The following is a 25615-nucleotide window of genomic DNA, read 5'->3' as shown; positions in this document are numbered from 1 at the left end:
AGGTGGAGAAGATGGGATTCGAACCCACGACCTCTTGACTGCCAGTCAAGCACTCTAGCAAACTGAGCTACATCCCCGAAAACTATTTTAAGCCGCTTAAAACTAAAACGGGTATTGTCGTGCTGTGAAAATCTTTTTTTAGTATCGTGTTATCTTCCCATAGTTTTTTGAAAAAACCTCTCTTTCGTCTTACAACACAAAGTAAATCTGGATTATGATTCTTGTAATGCTCTAAGACACCTTGAAACGTTGTCTGGGCATTAGTTTTTGTTGTGTTTGTAATAAGACTCGACAGTTTTTTACCGACTTCTAAATCACCTTCATTATAATTAGGTGTCTTTACAACTAATAAATTAAGGACTGCCTTATACTTATCCTTTATGGCAATTAAAGGAATTAATGCATCTTCCTTTTTAATTACGGCAGATTTAATGGCCATTAATATCTTAACCATTGGTTTGTAAGTATAGTTCTCTGGGACTATCAAAGCAGGGATTTGTGTTTGCTTTACTATTTTACCAGAAGTTTTTCCTAGATAAACTTCATCTTTAATTGAATTTGTTCTTGGTTCTAAAATAATTAAATCTACATCCAAAGCTTTACAAGCTAACTCAATGGTGTCAATTAATTTTCCTTTAAAGACTCTTGTAACAACCTCAACACCTTTTTTATCAATAGACGCAACATGTTTATCTAAAAATGCTTGACTTTCACGTTCTAAAATATGATCTATCTTCACTAAAGTTCCGGCTTTGGTGTAAACATTATATATTTGAACAACATAAACCTTTGCTCCAAAACTTTTAGCAAAATCAACAGCATATTGCAAGTGACTTTTTGCGTTTTTGGATGACCCAACAGGAACTAAAATATTTTTCATCATAATAGAATTAGACCACAAAAGTAAACATTATTAATGATTCGTAAAGCTCGACTTACCGATATTGATACCTTAATGCAGGTTACTAAAGCTTGTGCAAAACACATGATTAGTATTGGTATTTATCAATGGAATGAACACTACCCAAATAAAACTGCTTTTTTAAATGATGTAAAAAGAAATGAACTTTATGTTTTAGAATTTGAAAATTCTGTAATTGGCTCTGTAGTGTTGTCGGATTTAATGGACGAAGAATACATGCCTATTAATTGGCTTACAGAAAATGACAAAAATCTATACATCCACCGATTGGCAATCGACCCAAAACATCAAGGAAATGGTTATGCTCAAAAACTAATGGATTTTGCAGAACAGTTTGCTATAGACAACAACTATAGGTCTATTAGATTAGATACCTTTTCTCAGAACAAAAGAAATCAAAAGTTTTACGAACTTCGTGGCTACAAACGATTGGGTGATATTTACTTTCCGAAACAAAGTAAATATCCTTTTCATTGTTATGAATTAATGCTGTGAATACTATAATTTCATTAAAAAATATTAATAAACTGGCAATTCCGGCATTAATTTCCGGAGTTTCAGAACCCATATTGTCATTAACTGATGCAGCTATTGTTGGTAATATTGAATTAAATGCAACAGAATCTCTAGCAGCTGTTGGTATTGTTTCAACATTTTTATCGATGTTAATTTGGGTTTTAGGACAAACCCGAAGCGCTATCTCTTCAATAGTTTCTCAATATTTAGGTGCAGGAAATGTAGAAGCAGTAAAAAATTTACCAGCTCAAGCTATTTTTATTATTACATCTTTAAGTCTACTAATTATTGCTTTTACGTATCCTTTTGCATCTCAAATATTCAAGCTATATAATGCGTCAAACATTATTTTAGAATATAGCGTAGATTACTACAAAATACGTGTCTTTGGCTTTCCGTTTACCTTATTTACAATTGCAGTTTTTGGTACGTTTAGAGGTCTTCAAAATACGTATTATCCAATGTTAATAGCCATTTCTGGAGCTATAGCTAATATTATTTTTGACTTTATATTGGTTTATGGTATTGCAGATGTAATTCCGCCTTTACATATCAAAGGTGCAGCTTACGCTAGCGTTATTGCTCAAATGCTTATGGCTGGTTTATCTGCTTTCTATATTCTTAAAAAGACAGATATTCCATTACTAGTTAAATTCCCTTTTAATCCAGAAATCAAAAGGTTTACTTTAATGATTCTTAATCTATTCATCAGAACAATCGCATTAAATGTGGCTTTGTATTTTGCAACTAGCTTTGCAACATCTTACGGACCAACTTACATTGCCGCTTATACAATTGCCATAAACCTTTGGTTTTTGGGGGCTTTTTTAATTGACGGATATGCTAGTGCAGGTAATATTTTATCTGGTAAATTATTAGGTGCTAAAGATTATAAAAACCTTATTCTTTTAAGTAATAAACTAATTAAATATGGTATTCTCATAGGTCTAATAATTGCTGTTATTGGTGGTGCGTTTTATTATTTTATTGGTAGTATCTTTAGTAATAATACTGAAGTTTTAAACGCGTTTTATGACGTCTTTTGGATTGTTCTTATTATGCAGCCTTTATGCGCTTTAGCATTTATATTTGACGGTGTTTTTAAAGGCTTGGGGAAAATGAAATACTTAAGAAATCTACTCCTTTTCTCAACACTACTCGTTTTTATTCCAGTAATACTTTATACAGATAGTATTAACCTAAAACTACATGGTATTTTTATTGCCTTTACATTTTGGATTATCGCCAGAGGTTTCCCGTTAATCATAAAATTAAGAAAAACATTTAGACCACTAGCCCAAAACCCTTAAATTTGAGCCATATATAAAACTGTTAAATGAATCTATTAATTCTACTATTACAAAACGCAGAGATAGACCAAAAACTCAAAGAAGCTCCTGATGCAGCATATGGTATTGGTGTTTTTATTGGCACTGTCTTGCCTTTTGTGGTTTTAGTAATCATAGCATACTTTATTTACAGAAGTAGAAAGAGAAGATTAAACAACGAATAAATGGATATCTTAAATTTTTTTAGTGGAAATGGACTGTTCCTTTTGTTAGGATTGGTACTTATTATCGTGTATTTTGTAAACAGAAATAAGAGACGTTAATGAGTAATATCAGAATCACAAAACAGTTTTCTTTTGAAACTGGTCATGCATTATATGGTTACGATGGTAAGTGCAAAAATGTTCACGGTCATAGTTATAGACTAGATGTTACTGTTATTGGCACACCAATATCCGATACATCAAACGTTAAGTTTGGTATGGTTATAGACTTCGGTGACCTTAAAAAAATTGTAAAAGAAGAGATTGTAGATGTATTTGACCATGCTACTGTTTTTAATAAAAACACACCACATGTAGAACTGGCAAAAGAACTTCAAGAACGTGGACATGATGTTATTCTTGCAGATTATCAACCCACAAGCGAAATGATGGTCATTGATTTTGCAAATAAAATTAAACACCGTTTACCTAATCATATCAAGTTACATTCCTTAAAACTTCAAGAAACAGCTACAAGCTTTGCTGAGTGGTTTGCTTCAGACAATGACTAATATTCATCACATAAATATACCAACTGGTAAAAAAATTTACTTTGCCTCTGATAACCATTTAGGTGCGCCAACTATGGAAGCATCTAGACCTCGCGAAAAGAAATTTGTGGCTTGGTTAGATGAAATAAAGCATGATGCAGCAGCTATTTTTCTATTGGGTGATTTATTTGATTTTTGGTTTGAATACAAAACCGTTGTGCCAAGAGGCTTTACAAGAACTTTAGGTAAATTTGCCGAAATATCTGACTCTGGTATACCAATTCACTACTTTGTTGGTAATCACGACTTATGGATGAATGGCTATTTTGAAGAAGAATTGGGAATACCTGTATATCATAAACCTCAGGAGTTTAAATTAGGAAGTCAAGATTTTTTTATTGGTCATGGTGACGGCTTGGGACCAGGAGACAAAGGCTACAAGCGTATGAAAAAAGTCTTTTTAAGCCCCTTTTTTAAATGGTTATTTCGATGGGGACATCCTGATATTGGAATGCGAATTGCTCAATATTTCTCGGTAAAAAATAAATTGATTTCTGGTGACGATGACGCTACATTTCTTGGCGATGATAATGAGTGGTTGGCTTTATACAGTCGCAAAAAATTAGAAGATAAGCACCGTGATTATTTTGTGTTTGGTCACAGGCATTTACCTTTAGAAATTCAGCTTAATCAGAATTCTAAGTATATCAATATTGGTGATTGGATCCAGTATTTTACTTATGGTGTGTTTGATGGTGATACTTTTGAGTTGAAAAAATACTAGTACACATCTTACATAATTATAATTAAACCTAGGCCTTGTTTCAGAGTCTTAATTAAAAATATATTTATGAAATTTCGCCCAATCACCATTATCACCTTAATCTTTGTTTTAGTAATTGCTTGTCAATCTTCTGATGATTCTGACTCTGGACCTGGTCCTAATCCACAGTCTGAAAAGCCAAACATCCTATTAATTATAGCAGATGATATAGGCTTAGACGCAACACCTAACTACAATGTTGGAAGTGTCAAGCCAAACATGCCAAATTTAGAGTCGATGATGAGTAGAGGAATACGATTTAATAATTTCTGGTCAAATCCGACATGCACTCCGACAAGAGGAAGCATCATTACAGGTAAGTATGGATTTAGAACAGGTGTTACAGAAGTTGGTGACCTAATGCCCTTATCAGAGGTGTCATTACAATCTCATTTAGATGATGCCGGTTCTGGGTATAATCATGCGGTGGTAGGTAAATGGCATTTAGCCAATAATGACGCAAGTCATCCAACAAATATGGGTGTTAATTATTATGCAGGATTGCTTAGTGGTGGTGTGCAGTCATACAACAGTTGGAATTTTACCGAAAATGGACAAACTTCTAATTCAACAGAATATACGACCACAAAATTTACAGATTTAGCTATAGACTGGGTTGACCAACAAACTCAACCATGGTTTTTATGGTTGGCATATAACGCACCACACACTCCGTTTCATTTACCGCCAAACAATCTACACAATCAAGGAAACCTCCCAACTGATCAAGCAAGTATTGATGCCAATCCTTTGCCATATTACATGGCTATGCTAGAAGCAATGGATACGGAAATAGGTCGACTACTTAACTCAATGAGTGACACCGAAAGAGACAATACCGTTATAATATTTATTGGCGATAATGGTACGCCTGGCGAAACAGCACAGGCATATTTAAGCTCAAGAGCAAAAGGCTCAATTTATAACGGAGGAGTTAACGTCCCAATGGTTATTTCTGGTAAAAATGTTACAAGGGTAAATGCCGTTGAAAATGCATTACTAAATTCTACAGACTTATTTGCTACAATTTCCGAATTAGCAGGGAATACTACTTCTGAAATTAATGACAGTAAAAGTTTTAAAGATATTCTTACCTCAACAAATGCTGTGACTAGGGACTATATATGCCGAAAGAGGTCCTGTTGGAGTGCAAGATTATACAATTAGAAATACCACTCATAAATACATGATTTTTGATAATGGAGCTGAACGTTTTTACAACCTATCTATTGACCCATTAGAGAACACAAATTTATTAAACGCAAATCAGTTACCATTAAGTCAAAATGATAGTGACATTCTAAATGAATTGATTAATAGAGTAAATGAAATCCGAGAGTAATCAATTATCCTTCTTCTGAATGTTCTTCAATATCTTTTGTCAAATCAAGTTTTCTAAATGATGGTAATGCAATGCCCGTAGTTAGAACTGTTATTAAGGTCATTGTACCACCAAAGACAACAGCATTAGCCGTTCCCATTAACTTTGCGGTTAAACCACTTTCAAAAGCGCCAAGCTCATTTGAAGAGCCCACGAACATAGAGTTTACTGATGATACGCGGCCTCTCATATTATCGGGAGTTTTTAATTGTAAAATCGTTTGACGTATAACCATCGACACACCATCTGTTACACCACTAAAAAATAAGGCTGCAACTGATAGCCAAAAGGATGTTGAAAGCCCAAAAACTATAATACATAAACCAAAGCCAAAAATGGCAACAAGTAATTTCATACCTGCATTTTTGCTAATTGGTAAGTAAGCTGTGATTAACATCGTTAAAAAAGCACCAACTGATGGTGCAGCTACTAGGATACCAAACCCTTGTGGTCCAACTTTTAAAATGTCTTGTGCAAAAACCGCTAATAAGGCTACTGCTCCTCCAAATAATACCGAAATCATGTCCAATGTTAAAGCACCCAAAATAGCTTTGGTTTTAAAAACAAATCGGACACCTTCTTTGAGGCTTTGTAAAATAGGCTCTCCTATTTTTGGATTTAAAATCGGTTTCTTTTTGATTCTAAAAACTACGAATAAAGAAAAAATCACCAACCCAAAAACAATACATAAAGACCAATGTACACCGATCCAACTAATTGAAAATCCCGCAAAAGCAACACCTAATACACGTGAAATTTGCCATGTCGAACTGCTCCAAGTTGCGGCATTTGGATATAGCTTTTTTGGAACAATTAAAGCAACTAATGAAAAAATAGTGGGGCTAAAAAAAGCTCTTAGGATACCTCCAAAAAAAACTAAGAAATAAATAGAATAAAGGATGCTATTTTTTGACCAACTCTCCTCAATAGTAGAAGTTGTCAACCAAAACAAGCCAAAACTAATTAATGAAAATGCTGCAATTGTTTGAATAAATAGATTTCGTTTTTCACGTTGGTCCACTATATGTCCTGCAAAAGGGGCCATTAAAAATGCTGGAATAAATTCGCAAGCACCAATTATGCCCAATGACAATGGGTCTTTAGTTAATGCATACACCTGCCACTCTATAACTACAAACTGCATAGACCACCCAAAAATAAGTGCAAACCTAATTAACAAGAATGTATTGAACTCTTTAATCCGTAACGCTGCGTATGGGTCGTTTTTTGTCAAATATTATTTTTTTATGAGCCTAAACTCCACGCGTCTATTTTGTTGACGCCCTTCTTCGGTTTTATTGGTTGTTATAGGGTTAAGACTTCCAAAACCAAAATATGTGATGCGAATCTCTTTTATTCCTAGTAAAATTAAGTATTGTGCTACAGCTTTTGCCCGTTGTTTGGATAAATCTTCATTTCTTTTATCCAGACCTATGTTGTCAGTATGTCCATAAATCTCAATATCTAATTCTTCGTTTGCTTTTAGATGCTTAAATAAACCCTTTAATTCATCTTTAGACGAATTTAATAATTCAGATTTATCAAAATCAAACAAGACATTTTTAAAAGTATAGGTCTTATTAGCCACAATCTTAAGTTCTTCTTTTGTAGTACTTATTTTTGAGTCTTCTGAGGCTAATGCCTTATTTAATGGTATAACAGATACCTCATCGATGTAGTAATAGGAAAACAAATACGGGCTTGAAGACAAATTTCTTTTAGTTTTAGTTCTATTATTTCTATAAAAATTCCCAATTGAAAAAAAGTTTTCATAACCCTGGGCTTTGAACTGAAAGGTATATGCTTTCCATGACCTTTTATCAGCAAAAAACATATCGCTGTTATCAGAATATATTTTGAATTTTTTATCAGTAGCGGCCTTTGGTTTAATTGCCTTTTCGCAACTGTTAGACTTATAACAAGGATTTAATTTTTCTTCAGTAAATAAGACTTCAATATCATTTATTGCAAAAGATGACTTATCTGCTAAACTAAGGTAAAAAGTCACTTCATAAATTTCATCTTTAGTCAACGTTTCCGAAAGTTCACCTTGTACATATTCTCTGTAATTCTTATCCGTATAAACATATATACCGGCATAAGCCTTTCCTGACTTAGGCTTTTGATAACCGTTATAATTTTTCGAACCCATGTCGTCACTACAAGTATCAAAATAATCTGTTGAACCCATATTTGGTATAGTCCAACCTGAAATAGTCTTATTAAAACCGCCTAGATAAACACGACATCTTTCGTCCACTTGCCTTTCGAAACTTGGGTTCAAAACTAAATTTTGAGAAAATGTAATCTGAATGTTAAATAGAATAAAGAGTGTGCAAATATTTTTCATAGAAATATAACGCATATTAAAAGACTTTATGCTTTAATGTCTTTTAACTTTAATTGTAAACTCACATTGCCATTCCAATGATTTTCATCAACAGTATAAGCTACATTAAATAATTGTTTGTCTTTGATCAAGTCTATTTTATTTCCCAAACCAAAACCAATACATACAATTTGGTCTTTGTGATTTTGACTAGCCGTTAATCTTATATGTGTCTTATCCTCGCCAACACATTTTCCCCAACCAGTGTCTCTGATGCCTTGTGTCATAAAAACCGGTGTCATATTTCCTGGCCCAAAAGGTGCAAATTGTTTTAGAATTCGCATTAATCTATCATCTATTTGACTAAGGTCAATCTCTAAATCTATTTTTAATTCTGGTACTAATAGTTTTGGGTCAATAGTTTCTTTTACCACTTCTTCGAACTTCGACTTAAAAGCGACGTAATTTTCTGGTAATAAGGTTAAGCCAGCTGCATATTTATGTCCTCCAAATTGTTCGATATACTCGGAGCAAGCTTCTAGAGCATTATAAACATCAAAACCATTTACCGAACGTGCCGAAGCTGCTAGTTTACCACCACTTTTTGTAAAAACTAAAGTTGGTCTATAATACGTTTCTATTAATCGAGAAGCTACAATCCCAATGACACCTTTATGCCAATCCTTATCAAAAACGACTGTTGTAAAACGGTCGTGTTCATTATTTTCTTCTATCTTAATTAAGGCTTCTTCGGTAATGCGTTTATCCGTTTCTCTGCGGTCTGTATTGTACTGATCAATATCAACTGCATACTCGGCTGCTAGATTAAAATCTGTTTCGGTTAGTAAAGTCACAGCATGATTACCATGTTTCATTCTGCCTGCGGCATTTATTCTTGGCGCTATTATAAAAACAACATCTGTAATTGTTAACTCCTCCTTTTTGACCTCAACAATCATAGCCTTCATTCCGGGTCTTGGATTACTATTTATAACCTGTAAACCAAAATAAGCTAATGCTCTATTCTCGCCCACAATAGGAACAATATCTGCTCCAATGGCAGTCGCCACTAAATCTAAATATTGAACCAAATCTTCAGGAGTGTGACCTTCTTTTTCAGCCAAAGCAGAAATCAATTTAAACCCAACACCGCAACCGCAAAGTTCTTTAAACGGATAGTCGCAGTCGTTACGTTTTGGGTCTAAAACTGCGACTGCATTTGGTAAATCATCACCTGGTCTATGATGGTCACAAATTATAAAATCGATACCTTTTTCTTTAGCATAGGCTACTTTTTCAATAGCTTTTACACCACAATCTAAGGCTATAATAAGACTAAACCCATTGTCTTCAGCGAAGTCAATACCTTTATAAGACACGCCATAACCTTCATCATAACGATCAGGAATGTATGTTGCTATATTTTCGGTTTTTGTTTTTAAATAGGAAGACATTAAAGCCACAGATGTTGTTCCATCTACATCATAATCGCCATAAACCATTATGTTTTCACATTCGACTATAGCAGTTTCTATTCTAGCAACAGCTTTGTCCATATCTTTCATTAAATATGGGTCGTGCAAATCTTTAAAACTTGGTCTGAAAAACGTCTTTGCAGCTTCGTAAGTTTCAATGTCACGTTGTAACAATAAAGTTGCTACGGTTTCATCGACTTGAAGTGCTTTTTGCAACGCTTCAACTTTGGTGGCTTCGGGTTTTGGTTTTATCGTCCAACGCATAATTTCCTGCGGAAATAAGTTTTTAAACCGTTACTGCTTCATAATAATATGAAAATGATTATTCGTTTCAACTTTTGCAAATTGTCTGAACATTTCCATAACACCACAATATTTTTCAACAGATAACTCTACAGCGCGTTCACACTTTTTCTTATTTAAATCTGTACCATAGAAGTGATAATCCACAACTACCGAATGGTAATATCTTGGATGCTCATCGGTTAATTCTCCAGAAACTTCAATTTTAAAATCATCGATAGGTGATTTCATTTTCTCTAAAGTTGAAATCACGTCTAATGCCGAACAACCAGCCAAAGAAGACAACATCATCGCTTTTGGTGATAATCCATAACGCTCATCCTGACCATCGATATTGGTATCCATGACTACAGTTTTTCCGCTTGGATTATCAGATTCAAAAGTTAATCCGTCTTTCCAGTGTGTTGTGATTTTATCTGGCATTTTATACTATTTTATGTTATAACTATTATCTTGTCCTTTCAAAAATACGACTTAAAACAAACAAATATGGCATTAGTAACTCCGTTATCTCCTGAACACGATTTAGAAACCAAAGAACTTGCAGAATTCTTTAATGAAACCTTGGGGTTTTGTCCAAATTCTGTCTTAACGATGCAACGCAGACCAGCAATTTCTAAGGCGTTTATAAACTTAAATAAAGCTGTAATGGCTAATGAAGGTCGTGTAACTTCGGCATTAAAGCGTATGATTGCCTGGGTAAGTAGTAACAGTACAGGTTGCCGTTATTGCCAAGCGCATGCTATTAGAGCTGCGGAACGTTATGGTGCAGAACAAGAACAATTAGATAACATTTGGGAATATAGAACACACCCCGCTTTTTCTGAAGCTGAACGTGCTGCCTTAGACTTTTCTTTGCAAGCGTCTATGGTGCCAAATGCTGTTGATGCAGAAATTAAAGAACGTTTATATAAACATTGGGATGAAGGTGAAATTGTAGAAATGCTTGGTGTTATTTCACTCTTTGGCTACTTAAATAGATGGAATGATTCTATGGGAACAAACATCGAAGAAGGTGCTATTGAAAGTGGAAACCAATATTTAGGAAAGCATGGCTTTGAAGTTGGAAAACATGATGGCAGTAAATATTAAATCGCGTCGCTTTTAGATATAAGATTAACCTCATCAGAAATGGTGAGGTTTCTAATTCAATATTTCCCTTACTTTCTTCTGCAACTCCGCCACAATCAACTCCTCAAACCAAGGATTTTTAGCCCGCCAAAAACGATTGGTAGGTGATGGATGAGCAATAGGAAAATACTTTGGTAAATAGCTTTTGTACTCACCTACAGTTTCGGTCAATGTCCGTTTAGCTTTATCTTTTAGATAATATTTCTGTGCGTAAGCACCGACTAAAATAACCAACTCAACATTTGGCATTTTGTCCAATAATAGCTGATGCCATTGCGGCGCACATTCCGGTCTTGGTGGTAAATCTCCTGTTTTTCCTTTTCCAGGATAACAAAATCCCATGGGTATAATCGCAAAGTTTTCAGTATTATAAAATTGCTCGTCAGTAACATTGAGCCATTGTCGCAGTTTTTTGCCACTTTGATCATCCCAAGGAATTCCGGATTCATGAACCTTAGTTCCTGGTGCTTGACCAATGATTATAATTTTAGAATTTATGTTTGCTGTTACTACAGGTCGTGGTCCTAATGGTAAATATGCTTTACAAATTGTGCACTGGCTAATTTCTTTTAAGAGATTCTTCACTTCGTTCTGAATGACAACTATTTCTTACCACCAACAACAATTACAATCTCTCCTTTGGGTGGCTTATTCGTGTAATGTTCTAAAACCTCTTTAGCCGTTCCCCTAATGGTTTCTTCAAATAATTTAGTTAATTCTCGCGAAACTGAAACTGGTCTGTCTTCTCCAAAATATTCGCTAAAATGTCCTAGAGTCTTTACTAGCTTATGTGGGCTTTCATAAAAAATCATAGTTCGAGTTTCTTCAGCAAGTAATAGCAAACGTGTTTGACGCCCTTTTTTTACAGGTAAAAAGCCTTCAAAAACAAACTTATCATTTGGTAATCCACTATTTACCAAAGCTGGCACAAAAGCAGTGGCTCCTGGTAAACATTCGACTTCAATATTGTTTTCTACTGCAGCACGCGTTAATAAAAAACCTGGATCAGAAATTGCTGGTGTACCTGCATCGCTAATCACAGCTATTGATAATCCTGATTTTAATTTTTCGACCAAATGTGTTACCGTTTTATGCTCGTTGTGCATGTGATGGCTTTGCATCTGTGTCGTAATTTCAAAATGTTTTAAAAGTTTACCCGAAGTACGTGTGTCTTCGGCTAAAATTAGGTCGACTTCATTTAGTACCTCAACGGCTCTAAACGTCATATCTTTTAAATTTCCTATTGGCGTTGGTACGAGATAGAGTTTTCCCATTTAATCTCTAATATATTTACCCAAAAAATAAGAAGGAAAAATTGCTACTAGCGCTATCAAAGCAAATAGTTCTTGTCCATCATTAGCAAAATGATGTGCCATGTAAGCTAAAACCAAATCAAAAAAGAAACCAGCATATGCCCATTCGGTAAGCCATTGGCTTTTTCTCCATAAAATCATAATTACACCAAACACTTTTAAAACTGCAAGTGGAATCACGAAATATGTTGGGTAATTAAAACTCTCAAAAAAACCTTTGACCATTTCAGTATTCCTAAAATACATCTGTGCCGAATACAACATAATACCACATAGTACCGCTGTCGACACCCAGTAAATGATTTTTTTTGTTAGCATGTGTTAGTTAAATTTACCTTCTACTATTTCAAGGAAACGGGCTTCATATTCTTCCTTTCCTTCCCAATTATTATAGTCTGGCTTTACCAATTGATGTATAAAATCTTCTGCTTCTTGAAGCGTAGTTGATGTGTTTATTTGAGATATAACCCGGTCATAATCTTCACTCTGTCCATCAAACAAATGCTTTATAAAAGCAATTTTATCATTAAGTCCAATTTGCAATCCACCAGATTTCAACTTGTCATTTAAAGATTTTACTTTACTCTCAGCTTCACGTTTTTGGGCATCTTCTATAGGCTCAAACTCAGGAATATTGGCAAAATCTTTGGTTATAGTTTCAAACTCAATCGTTTTTGCCTGCTGTCCGTTTGAGCTTACTTTTGGAACCTCTTCGATGGCTTCATCTTCTTCTGGCATAAAAGCAACCATGTCTTTTATTTTGTTCATAACAGGCTCCATAATACCATCGTCTTCGCGCTCATCCATATTGACGTATACCTTGTTTTCAACCTCTATATTATCGCTGATTTTATTGTTAAAGGCCGCATCTAACATCCCGAAAAATGAAGAATCGTTACCGATAGTTGGTAAATCATCTTCGAAGTTTTCTTGTGCAAATTTTAAAACCGTAAGCTTCTCATACAATACCGCAACCTCTTTATGCATGCGATTAATGTCTTCTTTTCCTGTTAGTTTTAGAATCCTATGCGCAATGCTAACTAATTCTGATTCTAATTTCTTTTTCATCTTGAAATACTTTTGATTTTTAATAAATTTGCGTCACCTTTATACAAACGAAAATCGAACACGATTTAGTGCTAAAATTACAAAATGTTTCTCGAAAATACGGTAAATCAGAAAGAACAATTTGGTTGGATTGAAGTCATTTGCGGTTCTATGTTTTCTGGTAAAACAGAAGAATTAATACGTCGACTTAAACGTGCCCAATTTGCTAGGCAAAAGGTTGAAATATTTAAGCCTGCTGTTGACGTGCGTTATGACGAAGAAAAAGTTGTGTCTCACGATTCTAATGAAATTCGCTCAACACCAGTACCTGCAGCAGCAAATATTCCGATTTTGGCTGATGGTTGTGATGTTGTTGGTATTGACGAAGCTCAGTTTTTTGATGATGAAATTGTTAGTGTTTGTAATGATTTGGCAAATAAAGGTATTCGAGTAATTGTTGCTGGTTTAGACATGGACTTTAAAGGTAATCCGTTTGGACCAATGCCAAACCTTATGGCTACTGCAGAATACGTTACAAAAGTGCATGCGGTTTGCACAAAGACCGGAAATCTTGCACAGTACAGTTATCGAAAAGCCAAAAGTGACGATTTAGTTTTATTGGGAGAAGTTGACGAATACGAACCTTTGAGTCGTGCAGCATATTACAAATCTATGCTTCGTGAAAAAGTACGTCAAATGAAAGTTAAAGATGCTGAAGAATTGAACTCAAAAGACGAAAAATCTGATGTCTAAAGCTCAAGAAACCATCTTAGAAATTCACTTAAATGCGCTGACGCACAACTACAACTATTTAAAAAATAAACTAGAGTCCAAAACTAAATTTTTAGCAGTAATCAAAGCATTTGCTTATGGGAGTGATTGTGTCGAAGTCGCAAAACACCTTGAGACTCTTAATGTAGACTACTTTGCTGTTGCTTATACAAACGAAGGCGTCTTGCTTCGTGATGCTGGTGTCACTACGCCTATTCTAGTATTACATCCACAAGCTGTAAATTTTAAAACTATAATCGAGCGATGCCTTGAGCCAAGTATTTATAGCCCAAAGATTCTAAAAGAATTTATAAGTGTTGCAGAACAAGAAAACCAAAAAGATTATCCGGTTCATCTTAAATTTAATACTGGATTAAATCGTTTAGGATTTTGGCAAAATGATATCGATATTATTGCTTCTAATTTAAAGAAAACTAAAGCTATTATTGCTAAATCTTTGTTCTCTCATCTTGCCGCCAGTGAAGATGAAAATGAAGAGGAATTTTCATTACAACAAATAAAAGATTTCAAGGCTATAGCTACAGATTTTACATCTAAAATGGGTTATAGACCTTGGTTACATTTATGTAATACATCTGGTGTTATTAATTATCCTGAAGCTCATTTGGATATGGTTCGTTGTGGCATTGGACTTTATGGCTTTGGAAATTCTGAAAAAGAAGATGGTAATTTAAAACCAATAGCTAAATTAAAATCTATCATTTCTCAAATCCATAAAATTGAGAAAGACGAAACCGTAGGCTATAACAGAGCGTATACCGCATTTGGTTTTGAAAAAACAGCAACCATCCCAATCGGTCATGCCGATGGCATTTCTAGACAATTTGGAAATGAAAAAGGTTTTGTTTTTATAAATAATCAGAAAGTACCAATAATTGGTAATGTGTGCATGGACATGATTATGATAAATATTACAGGTATAGATTGCCAAGAAGGAGATGAAGTCATAATCTTTGATGAGAATCATAAAGCTTCAAGTTTTGCAGAATCTACTAATACAATCTCATATGAGGTACTTACTAGCGTGTCTCAGCGAGTAAAACGTGTCTTTTACCGATAATTTAAATTCTCAGAAAAAATAATTTTCTTAAAATGTTAAATTTTTAACTAAATTGCTGTATTAATACTAACTAAAACAGATGTAATTATGTTAAAAGAATTTAAGAATTTTATAATGACGGGTAACGTTATTGATTTTGCCGTTGCCGTTATTATGGCTGGCGCTCTCGGTGCTGTTATTAATGGTTTTGTTTCTAACATTGCTATGCCTTTTATTGGATATTTTGCCGGAGGAATGAACTTTGAAGACCTTCATTATGCGATGGACGGTCAAGAGTATGCTTCACTTGCTGCTGCTAAAGAAGCAGGCGCAGCTGTAATAGCATATGGTTCATGGATTAACACTATAATTAACTTATTAATTGTTGGTTTAGTTATGTTCATGATTGTTAAAGCTTACAACAAAACTAAAAAGCCAGCTGAAGAGGCTGCCCCAGCAGGACCATCTGAAATCGATTTATTAACTGAAATCAGAGACTCATTAAAAAAATAATATAGCAACCGCTACATTACATATTTAAACCAAACCCCGATTTAACAATCGGGGTCTTTTTTGTTTTAAATTTTAATAGCTATCATTAATAAATAATGAATAGATTACATTTGTACCCTATTATATTTTAATTGTTATTATTATGAAAATAGCGATAGTTGGCGCCACTGGTTTAGTTGGTACTGTAATGCTAAAAGTGCTGGAAGAACGTAACTTCCCATTAGACGAATTATTATTAGTTGCATCAGAGCGTTCTGTTGGTAAAGAAATAGTGTTTAAAGGCAATCCTATAAAGGTCATAAGCATTTCTGATGCTATTAATCAAAAACCAGATATCGCTTTATTTTCTGCAGGTGGAAACACATCAATAGAATGGGCACCAAAATTTGCTGAAGCAGGTACGACTGTTATTGACAACTCGTCTGCGTGGCGTATGGATTTAGACAAAAAATTAGTCGTTCCTGAGATTAATGCTGGTCGGCTAACCAAGCAAGATAAGATTATTGCCAACCCAAATTGTTCTACCATACAAATGGTAATGGCTTTGGCTCCGCTTCATGCAACATATAAGATGAAACGTGTCGTTGTTTCTACTTACCAATCTGTATCTGGAACTGGTGTAAAAGCTGTAGAGCAATTAGAAAATGAGATTGCTGGTATTAAAGGCGAAATGGCTTATCCATATCCAATAGCAAAAAATGCTATTCCACATTGTGATGTATTTGAAGAAACAGGATACACAAAAGAAGAAATGAAATTGGTCCGTGAAACTCAAAAAATTTTAAATGATAATACCATAGCCGTAACAGCAACAGCAGTCCGTATCCCAACAGCTGGTGGACATAGTGAATCTGTGAATATCGAATTTGAAAATGATTTTGATTTAGCAAACGTACGTAAGTTATTAACCGAGACAGATGGTGTAATCGTACAAGACAACACAGATGTTAATACCTATCCGATGCCTATGTACGCGCACGGAAAAGATGACGTTTTTGTTGGTCGAATTCGTCGTGACATGTCGCAACCCAATTCTTTAAACCTATGGATTGTTAGTGATAATCTCAGAAAAGGAGCGGCCACAAATACAGTACAGATAGCTGAATACTTAATAGCTAATGATCTAGTTTAATTCTTAAGCTTACATAAATAAATCTTAAAAAAGCATCGTTCCCATATTGAAAGATGCTTTTTTCATTAATTTTAGGATAATAAACAACCTTGAAATAATGAAAAACATATCTTACGTGCTTATTGCACTCGTACTTTTTATGTCTTGTAAAAACGAACCCCAACCAAAAGAAGTCGCTAAAGTAGACTATCCTGAAACCGTAAAAATTGAACATACGGACACCTATTTTAATGAACAAGTCAATGATCCTTACCGTTGGTTAGAAGATGACAGAAGTCCTGAAACTGAAGCTTGGGTAAAGACTCAAAACGCAACTACTGGAGAATTTTTAGATAATATTCCATACCGTGAAGAATTAAAAGAGCGTCTATCTAAATTATGGAATTACGAAAAAATCGGCTCGCCATTTATCGAGGGAGATTACACCTATTTTTACAAAAACGATGGGCTTCAAAATCAATATGTTATTTACCGTTACAAAAATGGCGATGACCCAAGTACAGCAGAAGTATTTCTTGACCCAAATACTTTTAAAGAAGATGGAACAATTTCACTTGGAGGCACTAGCTTTTCTAAAAATGGAAAAATATTAGCCTATTCTATCTCTGAAGGCGGAAGTGACTGGAGAAAAATTTTAATAATGGATGTTGAATCCAAAGAGATAGTTGAGGACACTTTAGTTGACATCAAGTTTAGTGGTATGTCTTGGTATAAAAACGAAGGTTTTTATTACTCTAGTTATGATAAGCCAAAAGGAAGTGAACTGTCTGCAAAAACAGACCAGCACAAAGTATATTATCATAAACTAGGTACTACGCAATCTAGTGATAAACTAATTTATGGAGGCACACCTGAAGAGAAACACCGTTATATCGGTGGTGGCGTAACAGAAGATGACCGTTATTTAATTATTTCAGCTAGTGTTTCTACATCCGGAAATAAACTTTTTATAAAAGATTTAACCAAACCCAATTCCGACTTTGTTACAATACTTGACCATACAGATACAGATTCAAGAATAATCGAAAATGTAGACTCAAAATTGTATATAATGACGAACTGGAAAGCCCCAAACCAACGTGTGGTTACAGTTAATGCTTCAAATCCTACTCCAGAAAATTGGGTCGATTTTATTCCAGAAACTAAAAATGTATTAAGCCCATCAACTGGTGGTGGATACTTCTTTGCCAATTATATGGTAGATGCAGTTTCAAAAGTACTACAATACGATTATGATGGTAAGCTGGTTCGTGAAATTAAATTACCAGGTGTTGGATCTGCTAGAGGTTTCGGAGCTAAAAAAGAAGATACTGAGTTGTATTATTCTTTTACCAATTATGTGACCCCTGGAAGTACTTATAAATTCAATATAAAAAATGGTACTTCAGAATTATTCCGTAAGCCAGATATAGATTTTAATCCTGAGGATTACGAAAGTAGTCAAGTATTTTACACGTCAAAAGATGGTACAAAAGTACCTATGATTATTACACACAAAAAAGGCCTAGAGCTTAATGGGAAAAATCCAACAATCCTTTATGGTTATGGTGGTTTTAATATCAGTTTAACGCCTAGTTTTAGTATTACAAATGCTGTCTGGATGGAACAAGGCGGCGTCTATGCTGTACCAAATCTACGTGGTGGTGGCGAGTATGGTAAAGCATGGCATGATGCAGGAACAAAGATGCAAAAGCAAAACGTTTTTGACGATTTTATAGCTGCTGCAGAATACCTAATAGAAAACCAATATACGTCTTCAGACTACTTAGCTATTAGAGGTGGTTCTAATGGAGGATTATTAGTTGGTGCAACAATGACACAACGCCCAGATTTAATGAAAGTAGCATTGCCTGCTGTTGGTGTTTTAGATATGCTGCGTTATCACACGTTTACTGCTGGTGCAGGTTGGGCATACGATTATGGTACGGCAGAAGACAGTAAGGAAATGTTTGATTATTTAAAAGGCTATTCTCCTGTACATAATGTAAAAGAAGACGTAGAGTATCCAGCAACTATGGTAACTACAGGTGATCATGACGACCGTGTTGTACCTGCACATAGTTTTAAGTTTGCTGCAGAATTACAAGCTAAACAGACAGGAAATAATCCAACACTAATTAGAATTGAAACTGATGCTGGTCACGGCGCAGGAACTCCTGTAAGTAAAACCATAGAACAATATGCCGATATTTATGGTTTCACTTTATATAATATGGGTTTTGAAACATTACCTAGTAAGCCAAAAGAGAAGTTAAAAGACTAAAAATAATTTATAGTTAAAGTAAACCCACTTCAATTTGAAGTGGGTTTTTTTAATGGTATTTTTGTAAAATGCTTCAAGTAAAAAATATTTTGTTTGGATATGGTCAAAACTCGGTTTTAGAAGAGATTTCATTCGCTTTGAAGCCCGGTGAAAATTTGGCTGTTATTGGTGAAAGTGGCTCAGGAAAAAGTACCCTTCTAAAAATCCTTTATGGCGAATATGATTTACCACAAGGTGAAATTTTTTGGAAAAACGAACAAATTCTTGGACCAAAACACAACTTAGTCATTGGGTACGATTTTATGAAATACGTCACCCAAGAATTTGACTTGATGCCTTACACTACAGTTGAAGAAAACATTGGCAAACACTTATCTCGTTTTTACCTAGAAGAAAAACAAAAACGCACAGATGAGCTCATTAAAATTGTAGAGCTCGAAGCCTTTGCAAAAACAAAAGTTAAAAATCTTAGCGGCGGCCAAAAACAACGTGTTGCTCTAGCGCGTGCACTAGCAAAACAACCCGAAATTTTTTTGCTAGATGAGCCTTTTAGTCACATAGATAATTTTAAAAAACAATCTCTCCGAAGAAATATCTTTAAACATCTAAAAGCAAATAATATTACCTGTATCGTTGCTACTCACGACAAAAATGATATTCTTGGATTTTCGGACGATATACTGGTGCTTCATGATAAAAAAATTATAGCAAAAGACACGCCTCAAAATTTATATAATAACCCAAAACTATCTCTTATAGCTTCGTTTTTTGGGGAATTTAATGTTATTAATGGCCAAATTTATTATGCCCATCAGCTTCAGATTGTAAATAATTCGGATTTAAAAGGCATTGTGAAGGCAAGTTATTTTAATGGTAGTACTTGGTTAATTGAAGTTGAATATATTTCTAAATCTGTGTTTATACATCATGATTCTGAAATTGAAGTTGGTTCACGAGTATTATTCTCTATACACAAATAAATTATTTATCAAACTTCTTTAATAAAGCTGGTAAGTAAAAGATATCTGTAATCAAAGCAATCGCAACAGTAGTTGCACAAAGCAACCCAAAATCTCTTACTGATGGTGTTGCACTACTTGCAATGATTAAAAAGCCGCCAACAAGCGCAATAGTTGTGCTAAATAATGCGCCGCCAGTATAGTTTATGGCATTATCCATACGCTGTTTTGGTGTTCCAGAAATAGTTTTGCTACGTCTGTATTTATAGACTAAATGAATAGTGTCGTCCATGGCAATACCTAACATTATCGGTGTAATCATAGCCGTTGTTACATCTAACGGAATATCCAAAACACTCATCAATATGGCTAAAATTGTTAACGGTAATAAATTAGGAATCAAAACTAAAATTGTGGTTCGAAAATTTTTTATGAAGATTAACAAGCATAAGAATGCTACAAAAAATGCTGCGAAAAATGATTTGAACTGTGTTTCTAAAATAAAATTATTCAATTGTGCAAAAACAACTGCAAATCCATTAATCTTAAGTTTATACCCATTAGTGTCAAAAGAGCCTTCAAAAGCCACTTTTATATCCTCTAAAACTTGATTAAGCTGAGAGGTTCGGCCTTCCATAAGTGTTAATGTAAATCCTGCTGTGGTTAGGTCTTCAGAAAATAATTTGAAAAAGCTATTGTCTTTAGCGTCAACTTCCGAAAGTGTAGTTTTTATCCTATCTTCAGATACATTAGATTGAAATAAAACTGGTGTTCTTTTTTCTAAAAATTGTTTGATATTAACCACTGAAACTGGATTAGAAATCAATGTGTTTACTTCCAGTTTTTCTTGAAAATCTTCTAAGCTTTTTAAGGCGTCTTTTTTTAGAATAACACTACCGTCGGCTGTGGAAATGTTAATCTGCAAACGGTTACTTCCACCAAGTTCTGCCTCAACGCTTCTTAAGTCTTGTTTTGCTTTTCCCTCTGCTAAAAGGTCGCGTGAATTCGTATCAATCTTTACTTGAAAAATTGAATATACTCCAATTAATAATACTACTGTAAATCCAATGATTATTCCGTTTTTATAATCCGATGTTACACGGTTTAACCAATCTATAAATGCCGTTTGATTCCAACGTTTTAAACTTAATAATGGTTTTGCTTTTTCGAAGTTTAAATTCATGTAACTGAACCCAATAATCGTAATGATATATACCAAAATAAAGCTAAGCAGCAATCCAATACACGTAAAAATACCCATATTTTTAAATGCTGGCAATGGTGATAAATACAGCGCAAAGTAACCTACAAAAGTGGTTAAAGTCGTGTAAAAACAAGGTGTTAAACTTTTTCTTATAGCAACTGAAAGTAATTCAACTTTAGTTAATGATTTGTTTGCTAATCCTTCTTTATGATAAATGTTTATGATGTGCACAGCGTCACTTACACTATAAACCATAAGGATTGTTGGGATAAGCATCGATATCATATTCAATGCAAAACCAAGTGACGTTATCAACCCAAAAAGTAGACTTATTGGTATGGCAACAGACAATAATGAGATAATTAAATACCGTTTGCTAGGTAGCAAAAACAAAAGCATTATAGTGATAACTAAAACCGTTAAGACACCAAAAATTAAACTCTCTTTATATATGCCTTTACTGTATGCTTCGTTTAAAACTGGTGGTCCTGTTAAATAGTAATTCTCGTAGTTAGACTCTATAATAGCGCGCATTTCTGCGGCAATGGCTTGTCGGTCTTCCTCAACAGTTGGTGTTGGATTAAGCTGAATATAAAAGAATTGATTTTTATAGTCTTTAGTAACTAGCTGAGATGTAATATTTGGTAATTTCTTAAAAAGATTTTTTAATCCTTTTTCACTACGTTTTGGGTTGTATAAATCATCAAAATTGATGGTTTTATTGGCATAAATCGGATATTTTGCCTTTGCCAAGCTAAAAGACGTTTGTACATATGGCAACGCTTCAATTTTTTGATGCAACTCTTTTAGAGCCGACACTTCGGCTTCGCCAATAGCGTTTTCAACGGGCAGCATGGCAATGAAAATCTCATCCGAACCAAAACTTTCCTGAAAATCTATATACGCTTTATAACTTGGGTCATCTTCCAAAAACCAAATACCAAGTGAGTTGTCAACGCTCAATTTATTTAGCGTGTTATAACCCGAAAACCCCATAGCAATTGCCAAAACAGCTATAATTGCTACTCTAAATTTGATGATTGCTGCTATGATTTTTCTTAATCGCTCCATATCATGCTATCACAAAAGCACCGTAATTTCCGTGATGCGTTAAGCTTATTGGGATAAGCTTTGAATTGATTTTTACCCTTGGTATATTAAATACTGAACTTGTAATTCTAATCTTATCACTTGGTTTACTCAAATGCTTAGTTATAAATTTTAGTGTTTGATTTCTAATGGCAATACTCTGTAATACTGGTTCGTAATTTTTAAACTTAATCACTTTTGATGTCATTGGAATAGTATCTAATCTTGCTTCCGAAACTATGTAGTCAGACGTTATTTTCGTTTCAACAAAACACTCAAAGTCTTTAAAACGGACTAAACTATGCTTTCCCTCAATTTTACATTCGAATCCTTTTGGATTATAAAATCTACTGGGCTTTAATTGTGTGTATAATTTATAGGCTGCTTCTTTCATGCTCCATAATCGCCAAACCATAATAAACGAATTGTCAGAATAGCGGATAAGTTGCTGTTCTTTTATGGTAAATAATTTATCTAAAAAACGTGGGCGTTGCCAATTAGATTCTTTTTTTGCCTTAGCGATATCTATAATATCGTTACCGACCATTATGAACTCAGCTTTGTGTTGACAATAGCCATGGCAGATTTAACATCTAGCATTTTTTCCATGTCTTCATTCTCTAGTCTAATATCAAATTCATCTTCGATATCTAATATGATATCTACCAAATTAGCCGAATTTATTTTTAAATCCTTAACGAAATCTGTGTCTTCGGAAAGATTTTTAAAGGCTTCTTCGTCTTGTACATACGGCGCAACGATACCTTTTAATTTAGCAATTAGTTCTTCTTTTGTCATGGTATTTTTTATAATGTAAAGTTAAGCTATAAAACGCTTAAATAAAACACATGCGTTAACGTCTCCAAAACCAAAACTAGCTTTAATTAGAACGTCAATATTATAGTCAACTTTTGTGGTTGGAACTTTCTCTTTAGAAATTATTCTTTCTATTTCGGGATTAAGATTCTCACAATTAATATTTGGTGCTACAAATTGTTCTTTGAGCTGAATAACACTCGCCACACATTCAATAGCGCCAGCAGCTGCCAAACAGTGGCCAACCATAGATTTTGTTGAGTTTATATATGGAAAAGTGTTTCCATTTCTACTGAGAGCTTTTGACCAGTTTTCAATCTCTAAAGTGTCTTTTGATGTTGCGGTAAGATGTCCATTAATGACATCTACCTGACTTGATGTTATTCCTGAATTTTCAATAGCGTTTGTAATACAACGCTTTACAGCTTCTGCGTTTGGTGCTGTCAAAGTACCACCTTGACGTTGTCCTCCAGAATTTACCTCGCCACCTATAACCTCAGCATAAATTTTTGCACCGCGCTCCAAAGCACTTTCTAAAGATTCTAATACTAGTGCACCAGCACCACTTCCTGGCACAAATCCTGAGGCGGCAGCACTCATAGGCCTAGAACCTTCTTCTGGATTTTCATTATGCTTATAAGTCATCACGCGCATCGCATCAAAACCTCCCCATAAATATGGTCCGTGGTCACTACAACTGCCAACAAGCATTCGTTTTGCTTTTCCGTTTTGAATCCTATCGTAAGCCATCAATACACCTTCTGTACCAGTTGTACAGGCCGAAGAGTTTGTAGTTACTTGATTACCCAAGCCTAACATACCACTTAAATACGCACTCACTCCACTTGCCATAGTTTGTAAAACCACTGTACTTCCTAAGCGTCTAACCTGACCTTCATCAAGCTTATAAATCGCTTCTCGAAATTTTTCAACTCCTGACGTTCCTGTACCAAAAATTAAACCGGTATCATAATCTAATTTACTGTCAGGGTTCATGTCAAAACCTGCATCTTTCCATGCGTCAATTCCGGCAATGCAACCATATAAAATGCCAGAGCTATTAAAACCTCGTAATTGTAAATCTGTAAAATATTCTGATTTTAATTCATTCGTAACATTAGGCATACCACCTATTTGACATGAGAAATTAAGGTCTTTGAGCTCTTGATGAAAAGTGATGCCTGACTTTCCCTGTTTTAAGGCTTCAGTAAATTCAGTTACACCAATGCCATTTGGCGCAACGACTCCCAATCCTGTTATGACGACTCTGTTTTTCATGCTTTCAACATTCCTGAAATTGTTCCTCTGGCAACCAATTCGCCTTTTCTATTTAGCATTTTTACTTTACACTTTAGTTTATTGAAACGAAAAACTTCTTTTTCTGAAACTACAGTTACTTTTTCTTCGGGTAAAACAGGTAAATAAAAATCCATTTGATGACTTGTTAAGGCTATCTGAGGATTTTCCCCTTTCAACTCATCTTTCAATAAATAAATACCCAAGCAGACGAGTCCGATTTGCGCCATACATTCCGTAAGTATTACACCAGGCGTAATAGGATTATTTTTAAAATGACCTTCATAAAACGACTCGCCTTTTTTAAACGTGTAATTGCCTGTTACACCTTCTTCTGAAATGTTATCAATACCATCTACAAATAGAAATGGTTTTTGATAAGGTAAAAATGATATGATTTCTGATGTTTTCATACTAACTCAAATGTTCTCCACCATCTACAGGAATGACAGTTCCTGTAATCCAAGAGGCTTCATCTTTACTTAATAAATAAACAGTATTTGCTACATCTTCTGGCAAGGTTAAGCGTTTATTTGGATTTCTTATTAAACTATGTTTTATGATTTCTTCACTTCCAGGAATCATCCGTAATGAACTTGTATCAGTCACACCTGCTTGTATACAATTAGCTTTAATGCCATATGGCGCAAACTCTAAAGCTATGTTTCTTGTAATGGCCTCTAGCGTTACTTTTGCTGCTGAAACTGCTGCATAATTTTGCCAAGCTTTACTATTGCCTTCGCTTGTAAAACTTATAATTCTTGCATCGTCTGCAAATAGTTTAGCGTCAAAAAGTGCTTTAGTCCAATCGTAAAGACTAATTCCCATAGCTCCAATAGTTAATGCAAAATCATCAGTTTTTAATACTGGTTTTTCATCTGAAACCATTGGTTTCAAGTTCCCTTTGGCAACGCTATGTACCAAAGTTTTTATTTTGTGTTCACCTGTAAACTCACTTAGTAATTCCGCTATAACAGCATCTCGCTTTTCAGGTTTAAAAGCGTCTGTATTGAATGACTTAAAAGCAACACCTTTTTGTTTTATCGTTTCAAATTCAGCTTGAATTTCATCTTCTTGCATGCGAGAATTACGATGCACAATACAAATATTCATGCCATGTTTGGCTAGTTTTTTTGCCGTAGCTAAACCCAATCCGCTACTACCGCCAAGGATTAATGCCCAGTAATTTTTATTTTGAAACTCTTTATTCATTTTTTCTTAAAGTTATG

29 protein-coding genes and 1 tRNA gene are annotated in these 25615 nt (G+C 34.5%); 14 read left to right on the top strand and 16 right to left on the bottom strand.

Going from position 1 to position 25615, the window contains the following annotated elements:
* Positions 1 to 3: 3 nt before the first annotated feature.
* Both BTO05_RS09125 and BTO05_RS09120 read right to left on the bottom strand, forming a co-directional pair.
* Positions 4 to 77 (bottom strand) — tRNA-Ala (locus BTO05_RS09125).
* Positions 78 to 82: 5 nt separating this feature from the next.
* Positions 83 to 880: a universal stress protein gene (locus tag BTO05_RS09120; RefSeq protein WP_087492372.1), complete on the bottom strand. Its 798-nt coding sequence runs from the start codon at positions 878 to 880 to the stop codon at positions 83 to 85.
* A gap of 36 nt (positions 881 to 916) precedes the next feature.
* Here BTO05_RS09120 and BTO05_RS09115 point away from each other — a divergent pair, with 36 nt between their 5' ends.
* The 7 genes from BTO05_RS09115 to BTO05_RS14130 all read left to right on the top strand — a co-directional run bounded on the left by BTO05_RS09115 (position 917) and on the right by BTO05_RS14130 (position 5646).
* Positions 917 to 1417 carry a GNAT family N-acetyltransferase gene (locus BTO05_RS09115; RefSeq protein WP_087492371.1) on the top strand — a complete coding sequence of 167 codons (501 nt, stop codon included), beginning with the start codon at positions 917 to 919 and terminating at the stop codon, positions 1415 to 1417.
* A complete protein-coding gene (locus BTO05_RS09110; protein ID WP_087492370.1) occupies positions 1414 to 2748 on the top strand; it encodes an MATE family efflux transporter in 1335 nt (444 codons plus the stop codon). The genes BTO05_RS09115 and BTO05_RS09110 overlap by 4 nt, the downstream gene beginning before the upstream one ends.
* Before the next feature lie 26 nt (positions 2749 to 2774).
* The gene (locus BTO05_RS14135; protein ID WP_198295219.1) at positions 2775 to 2951 is read left to right on the top strand and encodes a hypothetical protein; all 177 of its coding nucleotides are present in this window, start codon (positions 2775 to 2777) and stop codon (positions 2949 to 2951) included.
* A 98-nt stretch (positions 2952 to 3049) separates the two neighbouring features.
* Positions 3050 to 3502 (top strand): 6-pyruvoyl trahydropterin synthase family protein, encoded by a 453-nt coding sequence (locus BTO05_RS09105; protein ID WP_087492369.1) that lies wholly within the window; start codon positions 3050 to 3052, stop codon positions 3500 to 3502.
* A 10-nt stretch (positions 3503 to 3512) separates the two neighbouring features.
* Positions 3513 to 4265 (top strand): UDP-2,3-diacylglucosamine diphosphatase, encoded by a 753-nt coding sequence (locus BTO05_RS09100; protein ID WP_087493320.1) that lies wholly within the window; start codon positions 3513 to 3515, stop codon positions 4263 to 4265.
* A gap of 66 nt (positions 4266 to 4331) precedes the next feature.
* Positions 4332 to 5471: a sulfatase-like hydrolase/transferase gene (locus BTO05_RS09095; protein WP_198295218.1), complete on the top strand. Its 1140-nt coding sequence runs from the start codon at positions 4332 to 4334 to the stop codon at positions 5469 to 5471.
* Positions 5472 to 5490: 19 nt separating this feature from the next.
* A complete protein-coding gene (locus tag BTO05_RS14130) occupies positions 5491 to 5646 on the top strand; it encodes a hypothetical protein (protein WP_198295217.1) in 156 nt (51 codons plus the stop codon).
* A 4-nt stretch (positions 5647 to 5650) separates the two neighbouring features.
* On the opposite strand, the gene BTO05_RS09090 is transcribed toward BTO05_RS14130, so the two are convergent.
* From BTO05_RS09090 to BTO05_RS09075, 4 genes are read right to left on the bottom strand one after another with little or no spacing between them, the layout of a single operon-like run.
* On the bottom strand, positions 5651 to 6919 hold the full coding sequence (locus tag BTO05_RS09090) for an MFS transporter (RefSeq protein ID WP_087492368.1): 1269 nt from the start codon (positions 6917 to 6919) through the stop codon (positions 5651 to 5653).
* Between the two features lie 3 nt (positions 6920 to 6922).
* Positions 6923 to 8050: an OmpA family protein gene (locus BTO05_RS09085; RefSeq protein ID WP_087492367.1), complete on the bottom strand. Its 1128-nt coding sequence runs from the start codon at positions 8048 to 8050 to the stop codon at positions 6923 to 6925.
* Between the two features lie 11 nt (positions 8051 to 8061).
* Positions 8062 to 9753, bottom strand: coding sequence for a single-stranded-DNA-specific exonuclease RecJ (gene recJ / locus BTO05_RS09080; RefSeq protein ID WP_087492366.1), 1692 nt, complete (start codon positions 9751 to 9753; stop codon positions 8062 to 8064).
* Positions 9754 to 9783: 30 nt separating this feature from the next.
* A complete protein-coding gene (locus BTO05_RS09075) occupies positions 9784 to 10215 on the bottom strand; it encodes an OsmC family protein (protein ID WP_087492365.1) in 432 nt (143 codons plus the stop codon).
* Positions 10216 to 10281: 66 nt separating this feature from the next.
* Between BTO05_RS09075 and BTO05_RS09070 the strand changes: the two genes are divergently transcribed.
* On the top strand, positions 10282 to 10884 hold the full coding sequence (locus BTO05_RS09070) for a carboxymuconolactone decarboxylase family protein (RefSeq protein ID WP_087492364.1): 603 nt from the start codon (positions 10282 to 10284) through the stop codon (positions 10882 to 10884).
* A 51-nt stretch (positions 10885 to 10935) separates the two neighbouring features.
* Here the strand turns inward: BTO05_RS09070 and BTO05_RS09065 are convergent, their stop codons facing one another.
* Genes BTO05_RS09065 through BTO05_RS09050 form a run of 4 tightly spaced genes read right to left on the bottom strand, consistent with a single transcriptional unit; the run spans position 10936 to position 13304 of the window.
* Entirely contained in the window at positions 10936 to 11508 is a 573-nt protein-coding gene (locus BTO05_RS09065; protein ID WP_087492363.1) for a uracil-DNA glycosylase family protein, read from the bottom strand.
* A gap of 17 nt (positions 11509 to 11525) precedes the next feature.
* Complete coding sequence (gene rsmI, locus BTO05_RS09060) at positions 11526 to 12197, bottom strand: 16S rRNA (cytidine(1402)-2'-O)-methyltransferase (RefSeq protein ID WP_087492362.1); 672 nt, start codon at positions 12195 to 12197, stop codon at positions 11526 to 11528.
* Positions 12198 to 12554, bottom strand: coding sequence for a DoxX family protein (locus BTO05_RS09055; RefSeq protein WP_087492361.1), 357 nt, complete (start codon positions 12552 to 12554; stop codon positions 12198 to 12200).
* A 3-nt stretch (positions 12555 to 12557) separates the two neighbouring features.
* Positions 12558 to 13304, bottom strand: a complete 747-nt coding sequence (locus BTO05_RS09050; protein ID WP_087492360.1) for a hypothetical protein — start codon at positions 13302 to 13304, stop codon at positions 12558 to 12560.
* An 84-nt stretch (positions 13305 to 13388) separates the two neighbouring features.
* Here BTO05_RS09050 and BTO05_RS09045 point away from each other — a divergent pair, with 84 nt between their 5' ends.
* From BTO05_RS09045 to BTO05_RS09020, 6 genes are all read left to right on the top strand, one after another.
* Positions 13389 to 14036 carry a thymidine kinase gene (locus BTO05_RS09045; RefSeq protein WP_087492359.1) on the top strand — a complete coding sequence of 216 codons (648 nt, stop codon included), beginning with the start codon at positions 13389 to 13391 and terminating at the stop codon, positions 14034 to 14036.
* Entirely contained in the window at positions 14029 to 15135 is a 1107-nt protein-coding gene (gene alr, locus BTO05_RS09040) for an alanine racemase (protein WP_087492358.1), read from the top strand. Before BTO05_RS09045 ends, alr begins: the two co-directional genes overlap by 8 nt.
* 87 nt (positions 15136 to 15222) lie before the next feature.
* Positions 15223 to 15627, top strand: coding sequence for a large conductance mechanosensitive channel protein MscL (gene mscL, locus BTO05_RS09035; RefSeq protein WP_087492357.1), 405 nt, complete (start codon positions 15223 to 15225; stop codon positions 15625 to 15627).
* A 142-nt stretch (positions 15628 to 15769) separates the two neighbouring features.
* Complete coding sequence (locus tag BTO05_RS09030) at positions 15770 to 16759, top strand: aspartate-semialdehyde dehydrogenase (protein WP_087492356.1); 990 nt, start codon at positions 15770 to 15772, stop codon at positions 16757 to 16759.
* 97 nt (positions 16760 to 16856) lie between these two features.
* A complete protein-coding gene (locus BTO05_RS09025) occupies positions 16857 to 19022 on the top strand; it encodes a prolyl oligopeptidase family serine peptidase (RefSeq protein WP_087492355.1) in 2166 nt (721 codons plus the stop codon).
* Between the two features lie 68 nt (positions 19023 to 19090).
* Entirely contained in the window at positions 19091 to 20002 is a 912-nt protein-coding gene (locus tag BTO05_RS09020; RefSeq protein WP_087492354.1) for an ABC transporter ATP-binding protein, read from the top strand.
* Between the two features lies 1 nt (position 20003).
* Here BTO05_RS09020 and BTO05_RS09015 read toward each other — a convergent pair whose 3' ends face one another.
* The 6 genes from BTO05_RS09015 to BTO05_RS08990 are packed head-to-tail and all read right to left on the bottom strand — an operon-like array spanning position 20004 to position 25598.
* A complete protein-coding gene (locus BTO05_RS09015; RefSeq protein ID WP_087492353.1) occupies positions 20004 to 22256 on the bottom strand; it encodes an efflux RND transporter permease subunit in 2253 nt (750 codons plus the stop codon).
* A gap of 1 nt (position 22257) precedes the next feature.
* Positions 22258 to 22821, bottom strand: a complete 564-nt coding sequence (locus BTO05_RS09010; RefSeq protein ID WP_087492352.1) for a 4'-phosphopantetheinyl transferase superfamily protein — start codon at positions 22819 to 22821, stop codon at positions 22258 to 22260.
* Positions 22821 to 23072, bottom strand: a complete 252-nt coding sequence (locus BTO05_RS09005) for an acyl carrier protein (RefSeq protein WP_087492351.1) — start codon at positions 23070 to 23072, stop codon at positions 22821 to 22823. The genes BTO05_RS09010 and BTO05_RS09005 overlap by 1 nt, the downstream gene beginning before the upstream one ends.
* 21 nt (positions 23073 to 23093) lie before the next feature.
* A complete protein-coding gene (locus BTO05_RS09000) occupies positions 23094 to 24368 on the bottom strand; it encodes a beta-ketoacyl-[acyl-carrier-protein] synthase family protein (protein ID WP_087492350.1) in 1275 nt (424 codons plus the stop codon).
* Positions 24365 to 24799, bottom strand: a complete 435-nt coding sequence (locus BTO05_RS08995; protein WP_087492349.1) for a 3-hydroxyacyl-ACP dehydratase FabZ family protein — start codon at positions 24797 to 24799, stop codon at positions 24365 to 24367. The genes BTO05_RS09000 and BTO05_RS08995 overlap by 4 nt, the downstream gene beginning before the upstream one ends.
* Position 24800: 1 nt before the next feature.
* Positions 24801 to 25598, bottom strand: a complete 798-nt coding sequence (locus tag BTO05_RS08990) for an enoyl-ACP reductase (RefSeq protein WP_087492348.1) — start codon at positions 25596 to 25598, stop codon at positions 24801 to 24803.
* Positions 25599 to 25615: the final 17 nt, after the last annotated feature.

The sequence above is a fragment of the Winogradskyella sp. PC-19 genome, from assembly GCF_002163855.1.
Classification (GTDB): domain Bacteria; phylum Bacteroidota; class Bacteroidia; order Flavobacteriales; family Flavobacteriaceae; genus Winogradskyella.
Note: the sequence above shows the minus strand (reverse complement) of the source record. Positions and strands in the feature narration are given on the sequence as shown.